The 24,811-nt window shown below is 61.6% G+C and carries 22 protein-coding genes; 7 read left to right on the top strand and 15 right to left on the bottom strand.

Features of this window, described 5'->3' with window-relative positions; translation table 11 throughout:
* Positions 1 to 113 precede the first annotated feature (113 nt).
* From QQF73_RS04285 to urtA, 14 genes are all read right to left on the bottom strand, one after another.
* Positions 114 to 911 (bottom strand): nuclease-related domain-containing protein, encoded by a 798-nt coding sequence (locus QQF73_RS04285; RefSeq protein WP_285367342.1) that lies wholly within the window; start codon positions 909 to 911, stop codon positions 114 to 116.
* A gap of 220 nt (positions 912 to 1,131) precedes the next feature.
* On the bottom strand, positions 1,132 to 1,317 hold the full coding sequence (locus QQF73_RS04280; RefSeq protein ID WP_285367341.1) for a hypothetical protein: 186 nt from the start codon (positions 1,315 to 1,317) through the stop codon (positions 1,132 to 1,134).
* Positions 1,318 to 1,361: 44 nt separating this feature from the next.
* Positions 1,362 to 2,000, bottom strand: coding sequence for an urease accessory protein UreG (gene ureG / locus QQF73_RS04275; RefSeq protein WP_285367340.1), 639 nt, complete (start codon positions 1,998 to 2,000; stop codon positions 1,362 to 1,364).
* Positions 2,001 to 2,032: 32 nt separating this feature from the next.
* On the bottom strand, positions 2,033 to 2,734 hold the full coding sequence (locus QQF73_RS04270) for an urease accessory protein UreF (protein ID WP_285367338.1): 702 nt from the start codon (positions 2,732 to 2,734) through the stop codon (positions 2,033 to 2,035).
* Positions 2,718 to 3,251, bottom strand: a complete 534-nt coding sequence (gene ureE, locus QQF73_RS04265; RefSeq protein WP_285367337.1) for an urease accessory protein UreE — start codon at positions 3,249 to 3,251, stop codon at positions 2,718 to 2,720. The genes QQF73_RS04270 and ureE overlap by 17 nt, the downstream gene beginning before the upstream one ends.
* Positions 3,252 to 3,284: 33 nt before the next feature.
* Positions 3,285 to 4,988 (bottom strand): urease subunit alpha, encoded by a 1,704-nt coding sequence (gene ureC, locus QQF73_RS04260; protein WP_285367335.1) that lies wholly within the window; start codon positions 4,986 to 4,988, stop codon positions 3,285 to 3,287.
* A 145-nt stretch (positions 4,989 to 5,133) separates the two neighbouring features.
* On the bottom strand, positions 5,134 to 5,451 hold the full coding sequence (locus tag QQF73_RS04255; protein WP_218635328.1) for an urease subunit beta: 318 nt from the start codon (positions 5,449 to 5,451) through the stop codon (positions 5,134 to 5,136).
* A gap of 156 nt (positions 5,452 to 5,607) precedes the next feature.
* Positions 5,608 to 5,910, bottom strand: coding sequence for an urease subunit gamma (gene ureA, locus QQF73_RS04250; protein ID WP_285367334.1), 303 nt, complete (start codon positions 5,908 to 5,910; stop codon positions 5,608 to 5,610).
* A gap of 41 nt (positions 5,911 to 5,951) precedes the next feature.
* A complete protein-coding gene (locus tag QQF73_RS04245; protein WP_285367332.1) occupies positions 5,952 to 6,848 on the bottom strand; it encodes an urease accessory protein UreD in 897 nt (298 codons plus the stop codon).
* Complete coding sequence (gene urtE, locus QQF73_RS04240; RefSeq protein WP_285367330.1) at positions 6,845 to 7,543, bottom strand: urea ABC transporter ATP-binding subunit UrtE; 699 nt, start codon at positions 7,541 to 7,543, stop codon at positions 6,845 to 6,847. Before urtE ends, QQF73_RS04245 begins: the two co-directional genes overlap by 4 nt.
* Entirely contained in the window at positions 7,543 to 8,367 is an 825-nt protein-coding gene (urtD, locus tag QQF73_RS04235; RefSeq protein WP_219866682.1) for an urea ABC transporter ATP-binding protein UrtD, read from the bottom strand. The genes urtE and urtD overlap by 1 nt, the downstream gene beginning before the upstream one ends.
* Positions 8,364 to 9,488 (bottom strand): urea ABC transporter permease subunit UrtC, encoded by a 1,125-nt coding sequence (urtC, locus tag QQF73_RS04230; protein WP_285367327.1) that lies wholly within the window; start codon positions 9,486 to 9,488, stop codon positions 8,364 to 8,366. The genes urtD and urtC overlap by 4 nt, the downstream gene beginning before the upstream one ends.
* 3 nt (positions 9,489 to 9,491) lie before the next feature.
* Entirely contained in the window at positions 9,492 to 11,096 is a 1,605-nt protein-coding gene (gene urtB, locus QQF73_RS04225) for an urea ABC transporter permease subunit UrtB (RefSeq protein WP_285367325.1), read from the bottom strand.
* A gap of 85 nt (positions 11,097 to 11,181) precedes the next feature.
* Positions 11,182 to 12,480 carry an urea ABC transporter substrate-binding protein gene (urtA, locus tag QQF73_RS04220; RefSeq protein WP_219866685.1) on the bottom strand — a complete coding sequence of 433 codons (1,299 nt, stop codon included), beginning with the start codon at positions 12,478 to 12,480 and terminating at the stop codon, positions 11,182 to 11,184.
* A 348-nt stretch (positions 12,481 to 12,828) separates the two neighbouring features.
* On the opposite strand from urtA, the gene atzF reads away from it, so the two are divergent.
* The 4 genes from atzF (at position 12,829) to QQF73_RS04200 (ending at position 19,735) form a co-directional block, all read left to right on the top strand.
* Positions 12,829 to 14,664 carry an allophanate hydrolase gene (atzF, locus tag QQF73_RS04215; RefSeq protein ID WP_285367323.1) on the top strand — a complete coding sequence of 612 codons (1,836 nt, stop codon included), beginning with the start codon at positions 12,829 to 12,831 and terminating at the stop codon, positions 14,662 to 14,664.
* Positions 14,665 to 14,678: 14 nt separating this feature from the next.
* Complete coding sequence (gene uca / locus QQF73_RS04210; protein ID WP_285367321.1) at positions 14,679 to 18,311, top strand: urea carboxylase; 3,633 nt, start codon at positions 14,679 to 14,681, stop codon at positions 18,309 to 18,311.
* A 55-nt stretch (positions 18,312 to 18,366) separates the two neighbouring features.
* The gene (locus tag QQF73_RS04205; RefSeq protein ID WP_219866688.1) at positions 18,367 to 19,083 is read left to right on the top strand and encodes a GntR family transcriptional regulator; all 717 of its coding nucleotides are present in this window, start codon (positions 18,367 to 18,369) and stop codon (positions 19,081 to 19,083) included.
* 382 nt (positions 19,084 to 19,465) lie between these two features.
* A complete protein-coding gene (locus QQF73_RS04200; RefSeq protein ID WP_219866689.1) occupies positions 19,466 to 19,735 on the top strand; it encodes a ComEA family DNA-binding protein in 270 nt (89 codons plus the stop codon).
* A 47-nt stretch (positions 19,736 to 19,782) separates the two neighbouring features.
* Here QQF73_RS04200 and QQF73_RS04195 read toward each other — a convergent pair whose 3' ends face one another.
* Positions 19,783 to 20,598, bottom strand: a complete 816-nt coding sequence (locus QQF73_RS04195) for a helix-turn-helix domain-containing protein (RefSeq protein ID WP_219866690.1) — start codon at positions 20,596 to 20,598, stop codon at positions 19,783 to 19,785.
* Positions 20,599 to 20,776: 178 nt separating this feature from the next.
* On the opposite strand from QQF73_RS04195, the gene QQF73_RS04190 reads away from it, so the two are divergent.
* From QQF73_RS04190 to QQF73_RS04180, 3 genes are all read left to right on the top strand, one after another.
* Positions 20,777 to 22,255 carry an alanine/glycine:cation symporter family protein gene (locus tag QQF73_RS04190; protein ID WP_228739339.1) on the top strand — a complete coding sequence of 493 codons (1,479 nt, stop codon included), beginning with the start codon at positions 20,777 to 20,779 and terminating at the stop codon, positions 22,253 to 22,255.
* Positions 22,256 to 22,329: 74 nt separating this feature from the next.
* Positions 22,330 to 23,733: an aspartate ammonia-lyase gene (locus tag QQF73_RS04185; RefSeq protein ID WP_219866691.1), complete on the top strand. Its 1,404-nt coding sequence runs from the start codon at positions 22,330 to 22,332 to the stop codon at positions 23,731 to 23,733.
* Positions 23,730 to 24,761, top strand: a complete 1,032-nt coding sequence (locus QQF73_RS04180; RefSeq protein ID WP_219866692.1) for an asparaginase — start codon at positions 23,730 to 23,732, stop codon at positions 24,759 to 24,761. The genes QQF73_RS04185 and QQF73_RS04180 overlap by 4 nt, the downstream gene beginning before the upstream one ends.
* Positions 24,762 to 24,811 lie beyond the last annotated feature (50 nt).

Genomic DNA, 24,811 nt, shown 5'->3' with positions numbered 1-24,811 from the left:
TGACCGCTACAAAACACTCTTACCCAACATATAAATTTCTAATTTTCTTCTTTATAAACAGCCAGTAACGATTTTCGAGGCTTCGTGAACCTCGTAATCATTTGACCGCGTCATTATTGCAATAACGACGCATCAACAATGCCCCGACACTTTGGAAACGTCTTACACCCAAGAAATTCCTTCCCGGCGTTTTGTCCACGCTTTACGATCCGCTGGACCATCTCACCCTGGCATTTCGGGCACCGGGGCTCACCCTCTTTCCGAGCAACAATTTCTTTCACATGCGCGGTATGTTCCCGGTGCGTCCGGAATGAGGCCGCTAACCGGCCAGATTCGATTTTCTCAACAACACCCTGTGCCTCAGCATCAGAGAGCCTGTGTTCAGTCTGCGATTTGATAAACCGGATGTATCCCCCACCCTGCGTCACGTTCTCCGGCATCTCGGTTTTAAAGGTGGAATCGCCTACAAACACGATCAGAGAAAACACTTGCTCATCATCCAGGCCCAGAAGGCTTTGCAGCGTTTTCACATGCTTGTAGTTCTGGTGAAGCGGGTTCTGAAACTTCTGGGAGTGACGATAGATCTTCTGGGTCCACTGGCGCTGTTTGGCATTGCCAAAGATCCAGCCTTTCATGTTCTTGGTTTCCACCACGAACACGCCATATCGGGAGACGATGATGTGATCGATCTGGGTGGTGCCGTCTTCCGTGGGCAGGGTGACGTTTTTGATCAGGTGGTAGCGGGTTTTGTCGAGAAAGAGTTTGGCGGAAAGGGTAACCACCGCTTCCCCGGCTTTGCCTTTGAACCAAGGCGACTTGATAACAGCCGCGAGGATGACCAGCGGAATCAGATACCAGATGGCGGGTGGAATGCCGTTTTGGAGGGTGTGCAGTATCTGGGTGTGGTCCATCCGTTATCCTTAACAGCGGTGTCAGTCCGTTTCTTATAACGACACACTAGCCTAATCGTAAGGAAACTTCCTACCCGTCGGACGTAAAATTTGGTAACTAAAACAACAAAAAGCCGCTCGGGTTGGGAGCGGCTTTTTGTTGTTTTATGCTTTGGCTGCAGCATCAGGCGGTCGCCTGATCAGCACATACCAAACAGTAGCGGATCGGTTAAATCTTTCCTTAATCCTGCCCGTCCTTCTTATGATGCATCAGTGCGTAGATCCCAACGGCGACCGCTGCACCGGCAGCCACGAGGTATTCAATGTGCAGAACATCGCCAAGCGCTTCATGGCCGGCATGGCCAAAGGCGGCGCCTGAAATCAGAAGCAGGCTGACAGTCAGTGTTAGTCGGTTAGTCAGTTTCATGGTTGTCTCTCCGTCGTTCGTTTAAATCTAAAAGTCCGGTTTCGTTAAGCAGTCTCGGCGAGCTTTTCAGGCCGCCGCTCGGGCAGCATGCCGCGCTCCAGAATGAAGCTGATGATGGTCTCCAGCCCTACCCCGTCGTACAGGTTGGTGAACACGAAGGGGCGTTCACCGCGCATTTTCTTTGAGTCCCGGTCCATTACATCGAGTGATGCATGTACCTGTTCGGCGATGTCGATCTTGTTGATGATCAGCAGGTCGGATTTGGTGATGCCGGGGCCGCCTTTGCGGGGGATCTTGTCGCCGGCGGAGACGTCGATCACGTACAGGGTGAGGTCGGACAGCTCCGGGCTGAAGGTGGCGGAGAGGTTGTCGCCGCCGGATTCCACCAGCACCAGTTCCAGGTTCGGGTGGCGGCTTTGCAGGTCGTCGATGGCCGCCAGGTTCATGGAGGCGTCCTCACGGATGGCGGTGTGCGGGCAGCCGCCGGTTTCCACGCCGAGGATTCGGTCGGCTGGCAGGGCCTCGTGTTTGAGCAGGAAGTCGGCGTCTTCGCGGGTGTAGATGTCGTTGGTGACCACGGCGATGTCGTAGTGGTCTTTCAGGGCCTTGCACAGCTGGCGCAGCAGGGCGGTTTTGCCGGAGCCGACCGGGCCGCCGACGCCTACTCTCAGGCAATGTTTCATGGCGTGTTCTCCTGTTTCTGTTCTTTGTTGGTTCAGCTTCTGAAAAGCCGTGAATACTGGGTTTCATGCAGGGCGCTGCCGAGCGCCAGGCCCGGTATTACGGGGCCAAGCTCGTGATCTTCTTTCTCCAAAGCATTATCCACGGCCATCACCAGTTGCGGGCGCAGCCGTTCGGTCAGGCGCTGGGCTGCGGTGTGGCCCAGGGGCATGGCCTTGCAGGCGACGGCGAGCTGGTTCTCCAGCCAGGCCCAGGCGAAGCCGAGCAGGGTCTGCCGTGCCGGTACGCTGCGCATGTGGGCGGCCCAGGCAAACAGGGTGACGTAACCGGGGTCTTCCGGAATCAGGTCCTTTTCCGGTAACAGGTCCAGGCTGACGAGCAGGCGCACCAGGGCCGCCCCCAGGCGGATGTCTTCGTCGATCAGCTCGGCGGTTTCCCGGGTGGCGTGCAGCCATTCGTTCCACTGGGCCACGGTTTGGCCATCGCCGTTCGCCCAGGCTTCCTGAACCCGGATCAGCAGCGGCAGTTCGCAGTTGGTCAGGCCGTCTTCCAGCACCCCTTCCAGCCAGTCCCCCAGCTCGTCTTCGTTATTCACCCAGCCCAGTTCAAAGGCGCTTTCCAGGCCCTGGGACCAGGCAAAGGCACCGATGGGCAATGCGGGGCTGACCAGTTGCAGCAATCCCAGCAGGGCGAGATCGCCCACGGGGGTCTGGTTGCTGTCAGTGGGAGTGGTCATGGCCGTGCCCGTGGCTATGGCTGTGGGAATGGCCGTGAGACTTGCCCTCGCCTGCCTGGGCGTAGGCGCCCGGCTCCGGATCAAACGGTGCGCGGTGATGTTCCAGTGTGGCGCCCAGGCGTTCGGCCAGTTCTTCCAGCACGTGGTCCGGCGGGAAGCGTACCCAACCGGTCTTACCAGCTTTGGCCTGGTCGTCACTGCCGGTGGCGCCAATCTGGAGCGCCACGTGGCGGTTACCCAGGTGATAGCAAAGCCGCGCCATGGCCAGCCCCGGCTCGATGTAAGCGGTTACTACCGGCTCATCGGCGGCGCGGATGCGGATGATCTCGCCGGTCTCGGCCTGCAGGAAAGCGCCTTCGCGCAGCACCGGGCCGCGATCGAGGAACAGGCCGACGTCGTAGCCGGTGTCGGTTTTCGCGCGCAGGCGGCCGCGCATGCGCAGCTCGAAGGGCAGCGTGAGGTGGTCGTGAATTTCGGTGGTCTCAACCGGTCCGACCCGTTGGGTAAGTTCAAGCATGTCGGTCTCCTGGAACAGCCATGAGCTGTCTCTTTAAAAAAGGTGGTAACGCTGGGCCAGCGGCAGTTCGGTGGCCGGCTCGCAGGTAAGCAGTTCGCCGTCGGCGTGCACTTCGTAGGTTTGCGGGTCTACGGTGATGTGCGGGCAGCCGTCGTTCAGTTTCATGTCGCTCTTGCGCACGGTGCGCACGCCCTTGCAGGCGGACAGTGGGCTTTCCAGTCCCAGTTCCTGGCCAATGCCAGCATCAATGGCGGCCTGGCTGACAAAGCTCAGGCGGGTGGCACTGGCGGCCTTGCCGAAGGCCCCGAACATGGGGCGGTAGTGCACGGGCTGGGGCGTGGGGATGGAGGCGTTGGCATCGCCCATGGGCGCGGCGGCGATCATGCCGCCCTTGAGGATGGTGGCGGGCTTCACGCCGAAGAAGGCCGGGCTCCAGAGCACCAGGTCCGCCAGCTTGCCCACTTCCACGGAGCCCACTTCGTGCGCGATGCCGTGGGTGATGGCGGGGTTGATGGTGTACTTGGCGATGTAGCGTTTGGCGCGCAGGTTGTCGGCGCCCAGGGCTTCGTCTTCCGGCAGCAGGCCGCGCTGCTGTTTCATCTTGTGGGCGGTCTGCCAGGTACGGCACACCACTTCCCCTACCCGGCCCATGGCCTGGGAGTCGGAGGCGATCATGGAGATCACGCCCAGGTCGTGGAGGATGTCTTCGGCGGCGATGGTCTCGCGGCGGATGCGGGAGTCGGCGAAGGCGACGTCTTCCGGGATGTTGGGGTCCAGGTGGTGGCACACCATCAGCATGTCGAGGTGTTCGTCGATGGTGTTCACGGTGTAGGGCCGCGTCGGGTTGGTGGAGGACGGCAGCACGTAAGGTTTGGAGCAGGCGGTGATGATGTCCGGTGCGTGGCCGCCGCCGGCGCCTTCGGTGTGGTAGGTGTGGATGCAGCGTTCCTTGAACGCCGCCAGGGTGTCTTCCACGAACCCGGATTCGTTCAGGGTGTCGGTGTGGATGGCCACCTGCACATCGTACTTGTCCGCCACGGTGAGGCAGTTGTCGATGGAGGCCGGGGTGGTGCCCCAGTCTTCGTGCAGTTTCAGGCCGATGGCGCCGGCCTGGATTTGCAGTTCCAGGGATTCCGGCAGGCTGGCGTTGCCCTTGCCGAGGAAGCCGATGTTCATGGGCATCGAGTCCACGGCCTGGAGCATTTTGCCGATGTGCCAGGGGCCCGGGGTGCAGGTGGTGGCGTTGGTGCCGGTGGCCGGGCCGGTGCCGCCGCCGAGCATTGTGGTGATGCCACTCATGAGGGCTTCTTCGATCTGCTGGGGGCAGATGAAGTGGATGTGGGCGTCGATGCCACCGGCGGTGAGGATTTTGCCTTCACCGGCGATGATTTCGGTGCCGGGGCCGATGACGATGCTTACGTCGGGCTGGGTGTCGGGGTTGCCAGCTTTGCCGATGGCGGCGATGCGACCTTTCTGGATGCCGACGTCGGCTTTGACGATGCCCCACCAATCCAGAATCAGGGCGTTGGTGATGACGGTGTCCATCACCGAGTCGTCGGCGCGCTGGCTCTGGCCCATGCCGTCCCGGATGACTTTGCCGCCGCCGAATTTTACTTCGTCGCCGTAGTGGGCGGCGTCGCTTTCCACTTCGATCCAGAGGTCGGTGTCGCCCAGGCGGACTCGATCACCCACAGTGGGGCCGTACATGTCGGCGTAGGCTTGTCTGGTTATCTTCATTCTATTCCCTCATGTTCTGGTGCCTGGGCCGGTCGAGACATCCCTTCCGGGAAACGCTCCTGGCGGCACGTCCGTGTGGCGCTTGGGCTCCGCCATCCATGGCTCCGCACATTCCCGGAAGGGATGCCCCGACCGGCCCTGCTAATCACTTCTTGGAGTCCAACTGGCCCATGACTTCTTGGCGGAAACCGTAGATTTCGCGGCTGCCGCTGAACGGAATCAGGGTGACTTCCCGGCTTTGGCCGGGTTCGAAGCGGATGGCGGTGCCGGCAGCAACGTCCAGTCGGTAGCCCCTGGCTTTGGCGCGGTCGAAATCGAGAGCGGGATTGGCTTCGGCGAAGTGGTAGTGCGAGCCGATCTGGACCGGGCGGTCGCCGGTGTTGGCCACGTCAATCTGGATGCGTTCGCGGCCTTCGCAGAGTTCGATGTCGCCGTCTTTCAAATCGTATTCACCGGGGATCATAAATAGCCTCCTGTAAAGGCCGATGAGAAGCGTTGGCGAGGCAGGCGCTGCAAGGCAAAAGAAGGCGAAAAAGCGCAGTTTATGCGCGTATAAATGAGCATTTTGAGCCTTCTTTTAACGCCGCAGCGGCAACGCAGGTAGCTTCTCATTGGCCTTTCAAACAATTGGGTTGTGGACGGTGACTAGCTTGGTGCCGTCCGGAAAGGTGGCTTCCACCTGCACTTCGTCGACCATCTCGGCGATGCCGTCCATCACATCCTCACGGGTAAGGATTTCGGTGCCGGCGGTCATGAGCTCGGCCACGGTGCGCCCTTCCCTGGCCCCTTCCATGATTTCGGCGCTGATGAGGGCGACGGCTTCGGGGTAGTTGAGTTTCAAACCCTTGGCTTTGCGGCGTTCGGCCAGCAGGGCTGCGGTGAACAGCAGCAGTTTGTCTTTGTCTCTGGGCGTCAATTCCATCGTTGTTCGCTCCGTCTTTCGCTAGGCAGTTCGAATGTTGTTCAGGTCAGCCAAATTCTTGGAACGCTGGCAGGCTGGCCGGTGAGTCTTGGTCTGAGTAGTTCCCAGGCTTGCTGGCATATCGCCCAGGCTTCGTTTCTTTCCTGCCCCAGGTAGCGCAGCAGCACCACGCCCCGGCGGCGGGTGACGGCCCAGCGGTGGTTGGCAGGCAGGGTTTCTCTGAGTTCCTCGATGGCGTCGGCTTCGTCGTCGAGGCCCACAACCCAGAGGGTGGCCTGCACGGTGGCGCCGCCCTGGCCCCAGTGGCCTTTGAATCTCGGGTGGTTCGGGTCCATGGGTTGGCGTTCCAGCCACAGGGGGCGGCCGTCCATGAGCAGGCGAAATTTCTGTTCCAGGTGGCCGGAGACGAACGGCAGTTTGCTGGCCGGGCGGCCGAGGGCGAGGATTTCCCAGCCGATGCATTGGGCGCCGGTGGCCAGTTCGATGGTGGTGCTCTGTTCGCCCCGGGAGCCGTCGAAGGCGAGGGTTTCCTGGGGCAGGTATTCGAGGGTGCCGCCCTTCTCCACAGTCAAGTGGGTGTGCTGGGCCCAGGCGACGCCGTGGCTGTCGGCCTTGTAGAGTTTGGCGGCGGCCGGGGTGGTCAGCAGGGTGTGGGCACCCTCGCCGACCCGGGCCTGGATGCTCAGGGCATCGCCGCTGACCAGTCCGCCCGGTGGGTGCAGCAGGTACACGTGGCAGCAGCCGTTGCGGCCTTCCGGGTAGAGCGGGCGCTGGACCCGCAGCGGGCCCTGATGGCGCACGTGGGTCATGCGGGTGGCGGTTTTGTCGCCATCCGGGCGGACGTCGAAGCCCAGGGAGATAGACGCCGCCCAGCGCCGGCCTGCGTCGAAGCGGTGGCCGGAGTCGTTGGCGGCAGGCAATGGCTGAAAGACCGTCATACCGTCAGGTGCTTCTTGATGAGTTCGTCGGTCAGCTCGGCGATTTCACCCTCGGCAACCCGGCGGCCCCGGTCGAGGATGGCGAAGCGGTCGGCGTACTTGCGGGCAAACGGAAGCTTCTGTTCCACCAGCAACACGGTGAGGCCATCTTCCTTGATCAGCTTTTGAATCACTTCGCCGATCTGGGCCACGATGTTGGGCTGGATGCCCTCGCCCGGCTCGTCGAGAATCAGCAGGCTTGGTTCGATCACCAGCGCCCGGCCGATGGCGAGCTGCTGTTGCTGGCCGCCGGAGAGGTCGCCGCCCCGGCGATGGCGCATTTCTTTCAGCACCGGGAAGAGTTCGTACACCCGCTCGGGGATTTTCTTGCTGCCGTCCTTGCGCACGGCCAGGCCGGTGCGCAGGTTTTCTTCCACGGTCAGCAATGGGAAGATCTGCCGGCCCTGGGGCACGTAGCCGATGCCAAGGCGGGAGCGGTCTTCAATTTTTTTCTGGGTGAGCTCCACGTCCTGGGCGAACAGGATGGAGCCGCTTTTCACGGTTTCCTCGCCCATCACGCATTTCATCAGGGTGGTCTTGCCCACGCCGTTGCGGCCCATCACGCATGTGCACTGGCCCTGGGGCACGTCCAGGTCCAGATCCCAGAGGGTGTGGCTTTCGCCGTAGAACTGGTTCAGTTTTTCGATCTTCAGCATCACGCCTCCTCCCCGAGATACACCTTGATCACTTCCGGGTCGTTGGAGACCTGGTCCATGGAGCCTTCCGCCAGCACGCTGCCCTGGTGCAGCACGGTGACCTTGCGGGCGATGGAGCGCACGAAGCCCATGTCGTGCTCCACCACCACCACGGACTGCTTGCCCGCGAGGCTGGTGAGCAGCTCGGCGGTGCGTTCCATTTCCTGTTCGGTCATGCCGGCCACGGGTTCGTCCACCAGCAGCAGGCGCGGCTTCTGCATCAGCAGCATGCCGATTTCCAGCCACTGCTTCTGGCCGTGGGAGAGGATGCCGGCCAGGGCATCACGCAGCTCCTTGAGGCCGATCATCTCCAGCACTTCGTCGATGCGGTCCCGGAATTCCGGTTTCATGATCGCGGTGAGCGTGGGGAACACGCGCTTGTCCGCCGCCATGGCCAGTTCCAGGTTTTCGAACACGGTGAGCGCTTCGAACACCGTGGGCTTCTGGAACTTGCGGCCGATGCCGAGGGAGGCGATGTCCGGCTCGTTCATGGTGAGCAGGTTGTGGCGGCTGCCGAACCACACCGAGCCGCTGTCCGGGCGGGTCTTGCCGGTGATGATGTCCATCATGGTGGTCTTGCCCGCGCCGTTGGGGCCGATGATGCAGCGCAGCTCGCCGTCGTCGATGGTGAGGTTGAGGTTGTTGATGGCCTTGAAGCCGTCGAAGCTCACGTTCACGTCGTCCAGGTACAGGATCGGACCGTGGCGCACGTCCACCGGCGACTGCACCTGGGTGAGAAACTCGAACACGTGTTCCCGGTCACTCAGCTCCTGAAAAATGCTCATGCGGTGGCCTCCTGCGCGGCGGGTGTGTGGCTGGTGTCATCGGCTTTCTTTTTACGGAACAGCAAGCCGGCGATGCCCTTGGGCAGGAACACGGTGACCAGCACGAACAGGCCGCCTAGAGCGAACAGCCAGGCGTCCGGCATGATGCCGGTGAACACGGTCTTGGCGTAGTTCACCAGCAGCGCGCCGATCACCGCACCGTAGAGGGTCGCGCGGCCACCGAGGGCCACCCACACCACGATCTCGATGGAGAACAGCGGCGAGAATTCGCTCGGGTTGATGATGCCCACCTGGGGCACGTAGAGCGCACCGGCCACACCGGCGAGCATGGCGGAGACCACGAACACGAACAGCTGCACCCGTTCCACCCGGTAGCCCAGGAAGCGGGTACGGGCCTCGGCATCGCGGCAGGCGACGCTCACCCGGCCGAGCTTGCTGGTGACGATGCCGCGGCAGATGACATAGCCGATGGCCAGGGCGATGCCGGTGGCAATGAACAGGCCGAGGCGGGTGGCGTCGGTGCGCAGGTCAAAGCCGAGGATGTCCTTGAAATCGGTCAGGCCGTTGTTGCCGCCAAAACCCATCTCGTTGCGGAAGAACGCCAGCATCAGCGCAAAGGTGAGCGCCTGGGTGATGATGGAGAGGTACACCCCGGTTACCCGCGAGCGGAAGGCCAGGAAGCCGAATACCAGGGCCAGGATGCCCGGGGCCAGTAGCACCATCACGAAGGCAAACCAGGCCATGTCGAAGCCGAGCCAGTACCAGGGCAGTTCCTGCCAGTTCAGGAACACCATGAAGTCCGGCAGGATCGGATCGCCGTAGACGCCGCGATCACCGATCTGGCGCATCAGGTACATGCCCATGGCGTAACCGCCGAGCGCAAAGAAGGCGCCGTGGCCCAGGCTGAGAATACCGAGGTAACCCCAGACCAGGTCCACCGCCACCGCCAGCAGGGCGTAACACAGGTATTTACCCAGCAGGGTGACGGTGTAGGAGCTGACATAGAGCGCGCTGTCCTGCGGCATGAACACGTGCAGCGCGCTGACAACGACCAGGGCGGTGAACAGCACGCCGAGGAAAATTTGAGTAGAACGTTCCTGCAAGGGTCTTGTTATCCACATACCTCAACCCTCCGCTGCTCGGCCTTTCTGGGGGAAGAGCCCCTTCGGCCGTTTCTGGATGAACAGGATGATCAGTACCAGCACCAGGATCTTGGCGAGCACGGCGCCGGCCCAGGGTTCCAGCAGCTGGTTGATGGTGCCCAGGGACAGGCCCGCCAGCAGGGTGCCCCAGAGGTTACCCACACCGCCGAACACCACCACCATGAACGAATCGATGATGTAGCTCTGGCCCAGGTTGGGGCCGACGTTGGTGATCTGGGACAGCGCGACACCGGCCAGGCCGGCCACACCGGAGCCCAGGCCGAAGGTCAGGATGTCCACCTTGGTGGCCTTGATGCCCATGGAGCGGGCCATGGCCCGGTTCTGGGTGACGGCGCGCACTTCCAGGCCCAGACGGGTCTTGCGCATGATCAGCATCAGGCCGGCGAATACCACCAGGGCAAAGCCGATCACGTACATGCGGTTAAGTGTCAGGGAGAGTGCCTCGTTGATCATCACCGAACCGCTCATCCAGTCCGGGGTGATCACGGTGCGGTTCAGGGGCGATATCACCGTGCGCACCAGTTGTTGCAGGATCAGGCTGACGCCGAAGGTGGCCAGCAGGGTTTCCAGCGGGCGGCCCTTGAGGTGCTGGATCACGCTACGCTCGATGGCGATGCCCGCCAGCGCCGCCACCAGGAAACCGGCGGGAATGGACAGCACCAGCGCCAGGCCGGGCTGGCCCGGAAGCAGTTGCTGCATGCCCCAGGTGGTGTAGGCGCCGAGCATGATCAGCTCGCCGTGGGCCATGTTGATCACGCCCATCACCCCGAAAGTGATGGCCAGGCCGATGGCGGCCAGCACCAGTACCGAGCCGAGGGAGAGCCCGAAGTAGAGAGTCTCGGCGGCGCGGTTCAGTTTCAGTTTCTGTTCGATGCTTTTCATCGCGGTTTGCGCGGCGGAGACCAGCTGCGGGTCATCGCTGCGCATGGCCTGCTGCAGGGCGGCCCGGGCCTCGGAGTTGAGGCTGCCGGAGAGGGTCGCCACGGCGGCGACATCGCCCTGCTCTTCCACGCGGTAAATGGCCAGGGCTTCGGTCAGAGCCGCCTGAACCGATTCGCTCTCTTCGGCGTCGATCAGTTCCGGCAGGCGCTCGGCCAGGGTGTCGTCCACGCTGCCTTTAAGGGCGCGGGCGGCGGATAAACGGTTGTCCTCATCGGGACTCTTGAGATCGATCACCGACAGGATGCCTTCCAGCTCGTTACGCAGGGCGTTGTTGACGCGGATGGTGTCGATGTCGCGGCGGGAGACTTCGCCGAGGTTTTCGCGGGTGAGCGCACTTTCCACGGTCCAGTCGCGGCCCCGGTTTTCCAGCACGATGATGAATTGCCCGCTGGATTCGATGCGGCCCAGTTTGTTGCTGGCGAAGGCTTCGAGCCAGCCGCGGGCACGTTCGTCGCCACTGCCGGCGATGCGGTTAACGACGTCTTTTTTTTCCTTGAAGGAAGATTCCGCCAGGGCGGTGAGCAGTTGCTGCGCTTCCGTGTCTTCCACCTGGGCCTGCGTGAGGGCGGGCCAGAGCAGAAAACAGACGACCAGAAGCGGGCTGAGCGATCGGATGATGCCCATGGTTGCGTCCTGTCCTTGAAATTAGATGTGTTGCCAGGTGAAGGCGGGCGGGGACTGTCTCCCCGCCCGCAGGCTCAGTCAGCCCTTACTGGGAAGCAACTTCAGCCTTGCCGCCACAGGTACCGGAAACCACGTTGAAGTTTCCGCAGAACAGCGGCTTGCGCCAGTCACTGATCAGGTCCTTTGAACCCGGCAGGAAGTCAGACCAGGCATCGCCAGCCACGGTGGACGGAGTTTCCCAGACTACGGAGAACTGGCCGTTGTCCTGGATCTCGCCGATCAGCACCGGCTTGGTGATGTGGTGGTTCGGCATCATGGTGGCGTAGCCGCCAGTGAGGTTGGGCACGCTCACGCCGATGATGGCGTCTTTCACGGCGTCCACATCCACGGTGCCGGCTTTCTTGACAGCCTCGATGTACATGTTGAAGCCGATGTAGTGCGCTTCCATCGGATCGTTGGTGACCGCGTCTTCCTGGCCGGTGTACTCAACCCAGGCGTCGATGAAGTCGTAGTTGGCGTCGGAATCCACGCTCATGAAGTAGTTCCAGGCCGCCAGGTGGCCAACCAGAGGACCGGTGTCGATACCGGACAGCTCCTGCTCGCCCACGGAGAAGGCCACAACCGGGATGTCTGCGGCGTCGATGCCCTGGTTACCCAGCTCGCGGTAGAACGGGACGTTGGCGTCGCCGTTGATGGTGGAGACCACGGCGGTTTTCTTGCCGGCGCTGCCGAATTTCTTGATGTCGGAAACGATGGACTGCCAGTTGGAGTGACCAAACGGCGTGTAGTTGATCATGATGTCGTCCGCGGCCACGCCCTTGTCCTTGAGGTAGGTCTCGAGGATCTTGTTGGTGGTGCGCGGGTAGACGTAGTCGGTACCGGCCAGCACCCAGCGCTCAACGCCGATGTCGTTCATCAGGTAATCCACGGCCGGGATGGCTTGCTGGTTGGGCGCGGCACCGGTGTAGAAGACGTTTTCGGAGGATTCCTCACCCTCGTACTGCACCGGGTAAAACAGAAGGCCGTTGAGCTCTTCCACCACCGGCAGTACGGATTTGCGGGACACCGAGGTCCAGTTACCGAAGATCACGTCCACTTCTTCTTTTGCCAGCAGTTCGCGGGCTTTCTCGGCGAACAGCGGCCAGTTGGAGGCCGGATCGACCACCACCGGTTCAAGCTGACGACCCAGAACACCGCCGGCTTCGTTCTGCTTTTCGATCAGCATCAGCATGGTGTCTTTCAGGGTGGACTCACTGATGGCCATGGTGCCGGAGAGGGAATGCAGGATACCAACCTTGATGGGATCTTCCGCAGCGACGGAATTGAAAGAGATGGAAAGCGCCAGTGCAGAGAGGCCCAGTTTCACGTGTTTTTTGATGCTCATGTTGTGCGTCCTTTTCTTGGTTTGGGGTATGCAGTTCGTCATGAAACGCAACAGAACCTTTGCATCAGCTGTTCCACATTCCACCAATGTTCCTACAAAACAGTCACTTATCTAGTATACAAGCACCCAAGAACGCACGGAGTGCCCGCTACCACTGCGCTGAGCCGCTGTTTTACGGCTCAATTCTGGTGCGCTCGCACCGGCTTTGGGCGCACCTGAAAACACCAACCTCTCGCCAAAAAAGATTAACCTACTGTTTTTTATATATTTATCAATAAAAATCGCCAAATGGCACAGGCATTGCCATCCCACATGTATACAAGTTGATAACGCACATGAGGACGACCAATGCCTTCAACTCTCGGATGGACCATCAAGGACTGGCAGAGCGCCTATAAAGAAGGCGCCAAGCCTGAGTCATTGCTGGGTGAGCTGCTGACCGGGCTGGATACCGAAGATGCCGCCTGGATTTCGCTGCTCGATGGCGACGGCCTCGCCAGTGCCCTGGCCGAACTGGCGCTGACTCTGGAAGCCGCCGGTGGCGACAGGAGTGCTCTTCCGCTCTACGGCATTCCGTTCGCGGCAAAAGACAACATCGATGTCCGCGGCTTTGAAACAACGGCCGGCTGCCCCGCATTTGCCTACTCCCCCGCGCAGGACGCCACCACGATTGTCCGACTGAAAGCCGCCGGCGCGGTGGTGATCGGCAAGACCAACCTGGACCAGTTCGCCACCGGGCTGGTGGGCACCCGCTCCCCGTATGGTGCGGTGCCAAACAGCTTCAAGCCGGACGTGGTAAGCGGTGGATCCAGCTCCGGGTCTGCCTCGGTGGTGGCGCGCGGCCTGGTGCCGTTCTCCCTGGGTACCGATACCGCCGGCTCCGGCCGGGTGCCGGCGGGGCTGAACAATCTGGTCGGGCTGAAGCCCACCCGGGGGATGTTCAGCATTCGCGGCGTCGTGCCCGCCTGTCGTTCGCTCGATTGCGTATCCATCTTTGCGCTCACCGTGAACGATGCCGGGCTGGTGTCGGAGGCCATGGCCGGTTACGACGCCGCCGATGCCTTCTCCCGCAAGGCGCCCTACGCCCTGCCCCTGGACGGCCCCGCCCTGCGCCGGCCTGGCCCGGTCAAACGGCTGGCGATTCCGGAGCACCCTGAATGGTTTGGTGACCAGCAGGCCGAGGCCGCCTGGAACACCGCCATCAGCCAGTGGCGTCAGCAGGATGTGGAGCTGATTCCGATGGATTTCAGCCCCATGCTGGAGCTGGCCGCGCTGCTTTATGAGGGCCCCTGGGTGGCCGAGCGCCATGCCGCAGTGGAGACGTTCAGGGCCAGCCACGGGGACGAGATGAACCCGGTGGTCCGGGGCATCATCGACAGCGCCGGCAAGTTCAGCGCCACCGATACCTTCAAGGCTCAGTACCTCAAGGAAGAGCTGCAGCGCCAGATTGATGAACTCCTGGTGGATGTGGATGCCATGCTGGTGCCCACGGCGCCCACCGCTCCCACGATTGAAGCGGTGAACGCTGACCCGCTGGCCCTGAACAGCCAGCTCGGGACCTACACCAACTTCGTAAACCTGGCCGACATGAGCGCCCTGGCCATACCCGCCGGCTTCCGGGACGACGGCCTGCCCTTCGGTGTCACCCTGATCAGCGGGGCCTGGAAAGACACCGAACTGCAACACCTGGCCTGCCAGTGGCTGAACGCCCACCCGACTCCGCTGGGCGCCACCGGGAACCCCCGACCGGAAGAAACGCCCGGCGCCGCCATCAGCACGCCGACCATCCAGGTGGCCGTGGTGGGGGCCCACCTCAGCGGCATGCCCCTGAATACGCAGCTGACGGAGCGCTACTCGGTGCTGCTGGAGCAGACCACCACCGCCGCCAACTACCGGCTTTACGCCCTGCCCAATACCACCCCGCCCAAGCCCGGGTTAAGACGGGTGGCTGACAGTGAAGGCGAGGAAATCATTGTGGAAGTCTGGGAAATGCCCGCGTCGGCCTTCGGCTCCTTTGTGGATCTGATCCCTGCCCCGCTGGGTATCGGCAATGTGGAACTCGCCGATGGCCGATGGGTGAATGGCTTCATCTGCGAAGGCTATGGCTTCGACGGCGCCCGGGACGTCACTGAATTCGGTGGCTGGCGCGCCTACATCACCGCCCTGAAATCCGGAACGGCATAAGGAGAGCCGCCATCATGTTTACCAAAGTACTGATCGCCAACCGGGGTGAAATCGCGGTTCGCACCATTCGCACTCTCAAGGCTATGGGCGTTGGCAGCGTGGCTGTCTATTCCCATCAGGACCGCCACAGCCTGCACGTGACCCTCGCGGACGAATCCGTGGGCCTGACCGGCAACGGTGCCAGTGAAACCTACCTCGACAAGGCCCAGATTCTCTCCGCCGCCCGGCACACCGGTGCCCAGGCGATTATTCCGGGCTATGGCTTTCTCTCCGAGAACGCCGATTTCGCCGAGGCCTGCGAGGCGGACGGCATTGCCTTCGTTGGCCCGACGCCGGACCAGATGCGTGAATTCGGCCTCAAGCACCGGGCCCGGGAACTGGCGGAAGCCGCCGGTGTGCCCCTGGCGCCAGGCAGCGGCCTGCTGGAAAGTCTGGACGAAGCCCTGGCCACCGCCGAACGCCTGGGCTACCCGGTGATGCTGAAAAGCACCGCCGGCGGTGGCGGCATCGGTCTCACCCGCTGCGACAACGAGCGTGAACTACGGGATGCCTTCGAAACCGTACGCCGTCAGGGCCAGAGTTTCTTCAACGACAGCGGCGTGTTTCTGGAGCGTTTCATCGCCCGTGCCCGCCATGTGGAAGTGCAGATATTCGGTGACGGCGCCGGCAACGTCGTCGCCCTGGGTGAGCGGGACTGCTCCCTGCAGCGCCGCAACCAGAAAGTGGTGGAGGAAACCCCGGCCCCGAACCTGCCGGCGGCCACCCGCCAGAAGATGCTGGATGCGGCGGTCTCCCTGGGCCAATCGGTGAATTACCGGTCCGCGGGTACGGTGGAGTACATCTACGACGCCGACCGGGACGAGTTCTACTTCCTCGAAGTAAATACCCGCTTACAGGTTGAGCACCCGGTAACCGAGTCCGTCACCGGGCTGGACCTGATCGGGTGGATGCTGAAGATTGCTGCCGGCGAGAGCCCGGAGCTGGCCAGCTTCGAGCCGGAGCTGAACGGGGCCTCCATGGAAGTGCGCATCTACGCCGAAGACCCGCTCAAGGATTTCCAGCCCTCCCCGGGCGAGCTGACCGACGTACACTGGCCGGAAGACGGCGTGCGGGTGGATACCTGGGTGGAAAACGGCAGCGAGGTGTCGGCCCACTATGACCCCATGATCGCCAAGCTGATCGTACATGGCACCGACCGCGCCGATGCCCTGGCGAAGCTGAAAGCCGCCCTCGCCGAAACCCGGCTGATGGGCATTGCCACCAACCTGGATTACCTTCGCCAGGTGGTGGCCCAGCCCAGCTTTGCCGACGGCATTGTGTCCACCCGGGCGCTGGAGGGCTTCGAGTTCAGGCCCTCCGTGGCGGAAGTGGTCAAACCCGGAACCTACACCACCGTGCAGGATTACCCGGGCCGCGTGGGCTACTGGAACATCGGTGTGCCACCCAGCGGGCCCATGGACGATTACGCCTTCCGCCTTGCCAACCGTATTGTGGGCAATCACCACGAAGCAGCAGGGCTGGAAGCCACCCTGATCGGACCCAGCCTGAAGTTCCACAAGGATGCCGTGGTGGCGCTGACCGGCGCGCTCTCGGACGCCACGCTGGACGATGAGCCGGTGGCCTTCTGGACGCCCATCACCGTCAAAGCCGGCCAGGTGCTGGCCGTCGGCAAGGCCATCAAGGGCTGCCGCACCTATCTGGCGGTGCGTGGCGGATTTGATGTTCCGGTGTACCTGGGCAGCCGCTCCACCTTTGCCCTGGGCCAGTTCGGCGGCCACGGCGGCCGGCCCCTGCGCCCCGGCGACATGCTGGGCATCAGCCAGATCGCCCTGCCCGCCTGCACGACAACCGCCCCCACCCACGACCCGGCCCCGGCCGACCCGAACCTGATTCCGGACTACCCGAACCACTGGGAAATCGGCGTGCTCTACGGGCCCCATGGTGCGCCGGATTTCTTCACCGAGAACTCCATCGAGAAGTTCTTCGAGCAGGACTGGGAAGTGCACTACAACTCCAACCGCCTGGGCATTCGCCTGAATGGCCCCAAGCCGGAGTTCACCCGAGCCGACGGTGGCGAAGCGGGGCTGCACCCCTCCAATATCCACGACTGTGAATACGCCATCGGCTCCATCAACTTCACCGGTGACATGCCGGTCATTCTCACCAAGGACGGCCCCAGCCTGGGCGGTTTCGTGTGCCCGGTGACCATCGCCAAGGCGGAGCTGTGGAAGGTCGGCCAGGTGAAACCCGGCGACACCATCCGGTTCGTGGCCATTGATAACGACACCGCCGTGAGTCTCTCCGAACGCCAGGAGCTGGCGATCAGGACTCTGGTGGCACCGGCCGTGGCGGCCCTGGCCAAACCGGACCTGGCACCGCTGAATGGTCTGTCCGCCACAATCCTGGCCCATCTGGAGGAAACCGACGGCCGACCGGAAGTCACCTACCGCCAGGCCGGTGACCAGTACATCCTGCTGGAATACGGCCCCAACGTCATGGACCTTGGCGTGCGCCTGCGCATCCATGCCCTGATGGAAGCCATCGCCGATGTGCAGCCCGCCGGGCTCCTGGAACTGTCCCCGGGGGTGCGTTCCCTGCAGCTGAGGTACGACGCCCGCATCCTGCCGCAGCAGGCCCTGATGCAGTACCTGCTGGACCTGGAAGCCACGCTGCCGCCTACGGACGAACTGAAGGTCCGCAGCCGGGTGATTCACCTGCCCATGGCCTTCGAAGACAGCGCCACCCTGGAAGCGGTGGACAAATACCGTCGGTCCGTGCGGGATACCGCGCCCTGGCTACCCAACAACGTCGACTTCATGCAGCGCATCAATGGGCTGGCAACACGGGAAGAAGTGCGCGATGTACTGTTCTCGGCACGGTACCTGGTGCTGGGGCTGGGTGACGTTTACCTGGGGGCCCCCTGCGCCGTGCCGCTGGACCCGCGTCACCGGCTGCTCACCTCCAAGTACAACCCGGCCCGAACCTATACCGCCGAAGGCACCGTGGGCATCGGCGGCGTGTACATGTGCATCTACGGCATGGACTCCCCCGGCGGTTACCAGCTGGTGGGCCGCACCCTGCCGATCTGGAACAAATACCTGAAGAATCCCCAGTTCGCCGAGGGCGCACCCTGGCTGCTGCGGTTCTTTGACCAGGTGTGCTACTACCCGGTCACCGAGGCCGAGCTGGACGAGATGCGCGACCAGTTCCGTGCCGGCCAACTGACCGTAAGGATCGATGAAGAAACCTTCGATCTGAAAACCCACCAGGCCTTCCTCGACGCCAACGCCGACTCCATTTCCGAGTTCCGGAAGATGCAGCAGGCGGCCTACGCCCGGGAAGTCGCCCTGTGGAAAGACAGCGAAGCCGAGGAGCTCGACAAACTGGCCAAGGCGCCGCCAAAAGCGGATGCCTCGGATCTGGAAAAGTTCGGGGAGCTGGTCAGCGCGGAGATTGCCGGAAACATCTGGAAGTGCCTGGTCAAACCCGGCGATACCGTTGCAGAGGGCGATGCCCTGGTCGTCGTCGAGGCCATGAAGATGGAGTTTGAGATCAACGCAACGCTTGCAGGAACCATCAGTGCATTGCATGTTGAACCGGGCAAGGCTGTTACGCCCGGGGAGCCTTTGTTAAGCATTGAGGTCTGACTACCTGTGGAACTCCAACGACAGACGCCTCTCGAATTTAGCGGAGCGAATACGAATGGCAACAACCAGCAAAAGAAAAGAGTCCATGGCAGACAGGGTTTACGAGGCCCTGAAGGACGACATTTTTGAGTTCCGCCTGATCCCCGGTGACAAGTTCAGCGAGGGCGACGTGGGCACCCGCCTGCACGCCAGCCGGACGCCGGTTCGGGAGGCCCTCTACCGATTGCAGCGGGAGGGCTATGTGGAGGTCCTTTTCCGCAGTGGCTGGCAGGTCAAGCCGTTCGATTTCCAGCAGGTGGAAGAGCTTTACGACCTGCGCATCACCCTGGAACGCGCCGCCATGCACAAGATCTGCGCCTTGTCGGAGGAGCCTTCTGCCATCAGGATGCTGACCGCCATCTGGAACCCCGACCACCCCTCCGAGCGCGCGGTGGGCAGCACGGTGCGGGCACTGGACGAGAGCTTTCACTGCGATCTGGTGGCCGCCGCCGGCAACCGCGAGATGACGCGGATTCACCGGGAGATTACCGACCGGCTGCGGATTATCCGGCGCCTGGACTTCACCCGGGATGACCGGGTGGATGCCACCTATGTTGAACACGCGGCCATTCTGGAAGCCCTTCGCAACGGCCAGGCCAGTGAGGCCGCGGACCGGCTGACGCACCATATTCGCGCCAGCCAGAAGGCGGTTCGGGAAATCACCATGGAGCGAATCCGGGAGGCCGCCGCGGCTCACCGGAGCGGGCAGCAAATTGCTTCGCAGGACGCATAAACACTGAACTTACGTTCATTTTGTCAACCGCCGAAATGCTTACAGGTTTGTAAGACATATCGCACACCCCTCGGAGCGATTCTCCGATTTGTAACACTTCGTTCCCCTGTAGAATGGAAATTGTCAGGGATGACAAGCCAGCAAGGAACGTTGGCTCATGGAAGATGGCTCCAGGGATTTGGAGTTGCCCTACGGATCTGGGCTCACATGGAAGATCGCAAGGATGAAGTGCTCAGGATGAGCGCATGGCCTGAAGGATCAGGCAGGGGTCAGCCACGGAATTCGGGATCACAGGGAATGTGGTCCTGACCGTGCACTCGTTCCGGCTGTTTGCGTCCCGGCAACATCACAAGACGACAATCAGTATCAGGAACTCACTTCTATGAACCGTACTCCGTTAATTGCCACCCTCGTTCTGCTGTTCAGCCTCATGACGGGCTTCGCCCAGGCCGAGCCGGTTGCCATCAACATCAATACCGCCGATGTCACCACCCTCGCCGAGCTTACTGGCGTGGGCCAGAGCAAGGCCGAAGCCATTGTGGCCTACCGCGAAGCCAACGGCCCGTTTGCAGCGCCGCAGGACCTGGCGAACGTGAAAGGCATTGGCGAGCGTACCATCGAGAAGAACGCCGAACGCCTGACCGTGAAGTGACCTCCTCTGCGGGCGGCGGCCGTGGTCGCTGCCTGCACCCGCCCCCCCTAGTGCCGCGCCCTGAAAAGATACTCGTCCGGCGCCAGATCATTGCGGACCGCAGCGCGAATGGACGCGTCAATCCGGCTACTGTTCAACTCATGCAGACCGCAGCGGGCAAGCGCCTTGCGGACGTTCACACTTTGGCCCAGGTATTCGTACAGCACCCTCGCGCAACACGGCATACGTTCACTGTTGTCTGAAACGCCGATCTTCAACCCGGTCAATCGCGTCACCCGGTTTCTGAAACTGGGGAAGAGAATGGTCTGGGTGATCTCGTGGCAATTCAGCGTTTCATAGTCCACCAGGAACAGCCTGTCGGTCAGGAGATAGGCGATGCCCTGATACCGATTGTGGCAGGGCGGCTCGTTGCTCGATGCCCGCATCCGTTCCGTGCGCTGGAACACGACGCGATTGCCCTGGCGCTCAAGACACACGAGGTTCTGGAGGACCTTCCCGGGCGCAGACATCGATTGGTAGTACTCGTAGTAGTAGCCCAGGTAGTTCTCAATATCGCCCCGAGCCCCGCCATCGAGTCTGTCCAGGTGCGTCTGGATGAGTTCCTCTTCCTGGTTGGGCTGCGCCTTGACCCTCGGGCGCACATCAACCACCCGTTGAAACTGGCCGTGCGGCAACAGTATTTCCTGTTCGTTTACCCCGAAAAACTCACACAGACGACGCAGCGTGCTCGCTGACGGTTTGTGTTGGCCGCTGAGATACCGGTTGAATTGCGGGCGGTTGATTCCAAGACGACGACACACCTCTGCAATCGATGTGTAGTAACTGCAGAGCAGCCTGAGATTCTGAGCCAGATCCGGATGCATTGGGTGTATCGCTCTTTTTTACCTAAAGAAAGCCAGTGCGCCAACTTGCACTAGCGCGACTTGACGCTGTTACCGCGCCAGAGTGCGTCTACTCATCAATGACCTGCGAATTCTAGCAGGGGTGCCCGGTTGGTTAAATGAAAGCTTCGCACAACAACAATCATTGTCGGAGTTGCTTATGTTCGAGTTTCTGAGCGAATTGCTATGGGGCAAGATTCTCATTGCGCTGCTGGTCACTGTCGGTATCGGATTCACCGTTGCCTCCCGTTTCGTTCAATTCCGTTATTTTGGGCGCATGTTCCGGATTCTGAGCGCCAGTCAGGCCTTTCAGAAAGACAAGCATGGCCATCTCAGTTCCTTCCAGGCGCTGCTGCTCTCGGTGGCCGGTCGGGTCGGCGGGGGCAATATCGCTGGCGTGGCGGTTGCCATCACGCTGGGCGGTCCCGGCGCCGTTTTCTGGATGTGGGTGGTTGGCCTGATGGGCATGGCCACCAGCTTCCTCGAATGTTCACTGGCCCAGACGTACAAGGTGGCTGAACCGGACGGCACGTATCGCGGTGGCCCGGCGCACTACATTTCCCGGGGCCTTGGCGCCCGCTGGAAGTGGATGGCGGGCCTGTACTCTGTCCTGTTGCTGCTGACCTTCGGCTTTGGGTTTACCGCGCTGCAATCCTATGCGGTTGCGACCTCGGTAGACGACGCGTTCGGCGTTCCCGTTTTCTATACCGGCATTGCACTGGCGATGGTGGTAGGCCTGATCATCTTTGGTGGTGTTCGCCGCATCGCCCGGGTGGCTGAATTTCTGGTTCCGCTCATGGCTGGCAGCTATCTGCTGATCACGGCCGTCGTTCTTGCGCTGAACATCGACCACATCCCGGATGTCTTCATGCTCATCGTCAACAGCGCGTTCGGTCTCGAGCCTGTCGTTGGCGGAGGCATTGGTGCCGCCATTCTGATGGGGGTCAAACGCGGCCTGTTTTCGAATGAGGCAGGCCTCGGCAGTGCGCCAAACGTCGCGGCGGTGGCCTACGTGCCCCACCCCGCCAATCAGGGCATCGTTCAGGCATTCTCGGTGTTTATCGACACGCTCATCATCTGCTCGTCGACGGCGTTTATTATCCTGCTGAGCGGGATTTACGATCCCAACACCCTGAGCGATGTTGGAGGCGTTGCCCTGACGCAATCCGCCCTTGCAGATCACGTGGGTGACTGGGGCCGCAGCTTTGTAAGTGTTGCGCTGATGCTCTTCGGTTTCAGCACGATTCTCTACAATTACTATCTCGGTGAGAACAGCATTAACTTCTTCAGCACCCAGAACCAGAATTTCTTCAACTCGTTCCGAGTGGCCATCATTGGGCTGGTCTGTTGGGGCGCCACCACTGACCTGGGCACGGTGTTTGGTTTTGCAGACGTCACTATGGGTCTGCTGGCTCTCGTAAACCTGATCGCCCTGATCGCCCTGTTCAAGCCTGGCCTGCGCATCCTGAAGGACTTCGACGGCCAGATTGCCGAGGGAATCGAACAACCTGTTTTCGATGCTGCCCGCTTCCAGGACATGAATGTGGATGCCACAGCGTGGGAGCTCGAACCGGAAGATATCGAACGGGCTCAGAACCGGGCTCGCCGGGCTCTCGAGCCTGCGCCGGAACGATCCTGATCGCACCTGGCGGCCCCACCTGAGGGCCGCCATTCCCTGTTCTTGTTGCCTCACCGCAAGGAAACCCCCAAGCCATGAACACTCGCACCGAACACGACCTCCTTGGTGATCTACCCGTACCGGCCGACGCCTGGTACGGCATCCAGACTCAACGCGCACTGAATAACTTTTCGATCACGGGCGTACCCATCAGCCACTTTCCACACCTGGTTCGGGCCCTGGTGATGGTGAAAAAGGCAGCGGCCATGGCCAACCGCGACCTTGGAGACCTGGAACCCCATAAGGCGGAGGCCATTATTGCGGCATGCGATGACATAATCGGTGGGACATTGCATGACCAGTTTGTGGTCGACCTTATTCAGGGTGGTGCCGGAACCTCCACCAACATGAATGCCAATGAGGTAATCGCCAACCTGGCACTCGAAAAGCTGGGACACGGCAAGGGCGAGTACCAACATCTTCATCCGAACGATGACGTCAACCGGTCGCAATCCACGAATGACGCCTACCCCACGGCGGTGTGCCTCGCAGTCCAGTTTGCTGCGGAACCCCTGGAGCAGGTAATTACCCACCTCAAGGAAAGCCTGGAGGAGAAGGGGCGGCAGTTTGACCACGTCGTGAAGATGGGGCGTACCCAGCTTCAGGATGCCGTCCCCATGACCCTGGGCCAGGAATTCGAGGCATTCGGCGTGAACCTCGGCGAGGATATTGATCGCCTGCACGAAGCCAGCCGACTGCTCTGTGAAGTAAACCTCGGGGGCACCGCCATTGGCACCGGGATCAATACTCACCCCCTGTACAAGAAACTTGCGGTTGGCTACCTGGCCCAAATCTCCGGAAAGCCGCTCGTCTCCGCGAGCAATCTGGTGGAGGCGTCTTCGGACATGGGTGCTTTTGTGCTGTTCTCGGGCATCCTAAAGCGCTTCGCGGTCAAGCTGGGGAAAATGTGCAATGATCTCAGACTGCTGTCGTCTGGTCCGCGGACGGGCCTGGGGGAAATTCTCCTGCCGGCGGTTCAACCGGGCTCGTCGATCATGCCCGGCAAAGTCAATCCAGTCATTCCCGAAGCGGTAAATCAAACCGCCTATCAGGTCATTGCCAGTGACCTTGCCGTTACCCTCGCAGCGGAAGCCGGACAGCTTCAGTTGAATGCGATGGAACCCATGATCGTCTATAACCTGCTCAATTCCATGAAAATGCTGGGGGCCGCCTGCAGCATGCTGGATGACCGGTGCATTCAGGGCATTCGCGCCAACACCGAGCAGTGCGCGCGGCACCTGGACAACAGCATTGGCATTGTCACGGCCCTCGTTCCGAGGATCGGCTACGCCAACGCCACCCGGATTGCCTCGAAAGCACTCAACACCGGATCCACCGTGCGCGAGCTGGTGCTGGACGAAGGCCTGCTGGATGCCGAGGCCCTTGACCGGCTGCTTTCTCCCAGATCCATGCTCGCGCCGGCGGGAGACTGGCTGTGAGTCGTCGGATTCTGGTGCTGTACACCGGCGGCACAATTGGAATGGTCGCCTCACAGGGCGCTTACGTTCCCGGCGCTGATTTCGGCGCGCGCCTCGGACGCTACCTCCGAGAAAGGCTCGATGACCTGCCCGACTACGACGTGGTCGAGCTTGAGCGGCTTATCGACAGCGCGAATATCACGCCCGAGGACTGGACCATCATTGCCCGCACCCTCGTCGACTACTGGCATCAGTACGATGGGTTTGTCCTGCTCCATGGTACGGACACCATGGCGGCCACTGCCTCGGCACTGTCGTACATGCTCGGCAGTTGCGACAAGCCAGTGATCTTGACCGGCTCTCAACTTCCGCTTGAGCAGGCTCGTACCGATGCCATTGAAAACCTGGTCAACTCGCTGGTGTTTGCAGCCTGTGCCGATGTGTCTGAAGTCTGCATCTGTTTCCGGAGCAAACTGATTCGTGGGAACCGGGCGAGAAAACTAAAGACCAGTGAACTGGATGCGTTCGATTCCCCAAACGCGCCGTTGCTCGGTCGATGCGGGATCGGTCTCGAACTGCGCCGTGACCTGTTGCTTCCGGCGGGTCAACCAAACGTTCAGATCCCTGAGCTCGACCACCGCTCCGTCGCGGTTCTGACCCTTTTTCCGGGCATCTCATCCGCTTTGGTTGACGCCGCACTGGCTCTTCCCCAATTGAAGGGATTGATCATCCTCACCTATGGCGCAGGCAATGTTCCTGATGCTGACACCGCATTGATCAATGTGCTTGCAGCGGCCATCGATCGGGGCATCGCGATTGTCAATGTGAGCCAATGCCCCGCAGGCCGCGTGGCCCAGAAAACCTACGCTTCGGGTGCGGTACTCGACCGGATCGGTGTGATCCCGGGAGCAGACCTGACCCCGGAAGCCGCCTTTGCCAAACTGCATGTCCTGCTGGCCACCGGGCATTCCGGTCGAGCTCTCCAGGAGTCGCTCCAGAGCCCGCTTCAGGGCGATTGCAGCCCGCTCGAATCCGGAGGGCATTGCTGAACCGACCGTACCCATAAAGTCGTCTAGCAAGAGGACCATCGCCACCCTAT

The sequence above is a fragment of the Marinobacter albus genome (genome assembly GCF_030238305.1).
GTDB lineage: Bacteria > Pseudomonadota > Gammaproteobacteria > Pseudomonadales > Oleiphilaceae > Marinobacter > Marinobacter albus.
The sequence above is the reverse complement of the archived record's forward strand: the minus strand, read 5'-3'. Positions and strand labels throughout refer to the sequence as shown.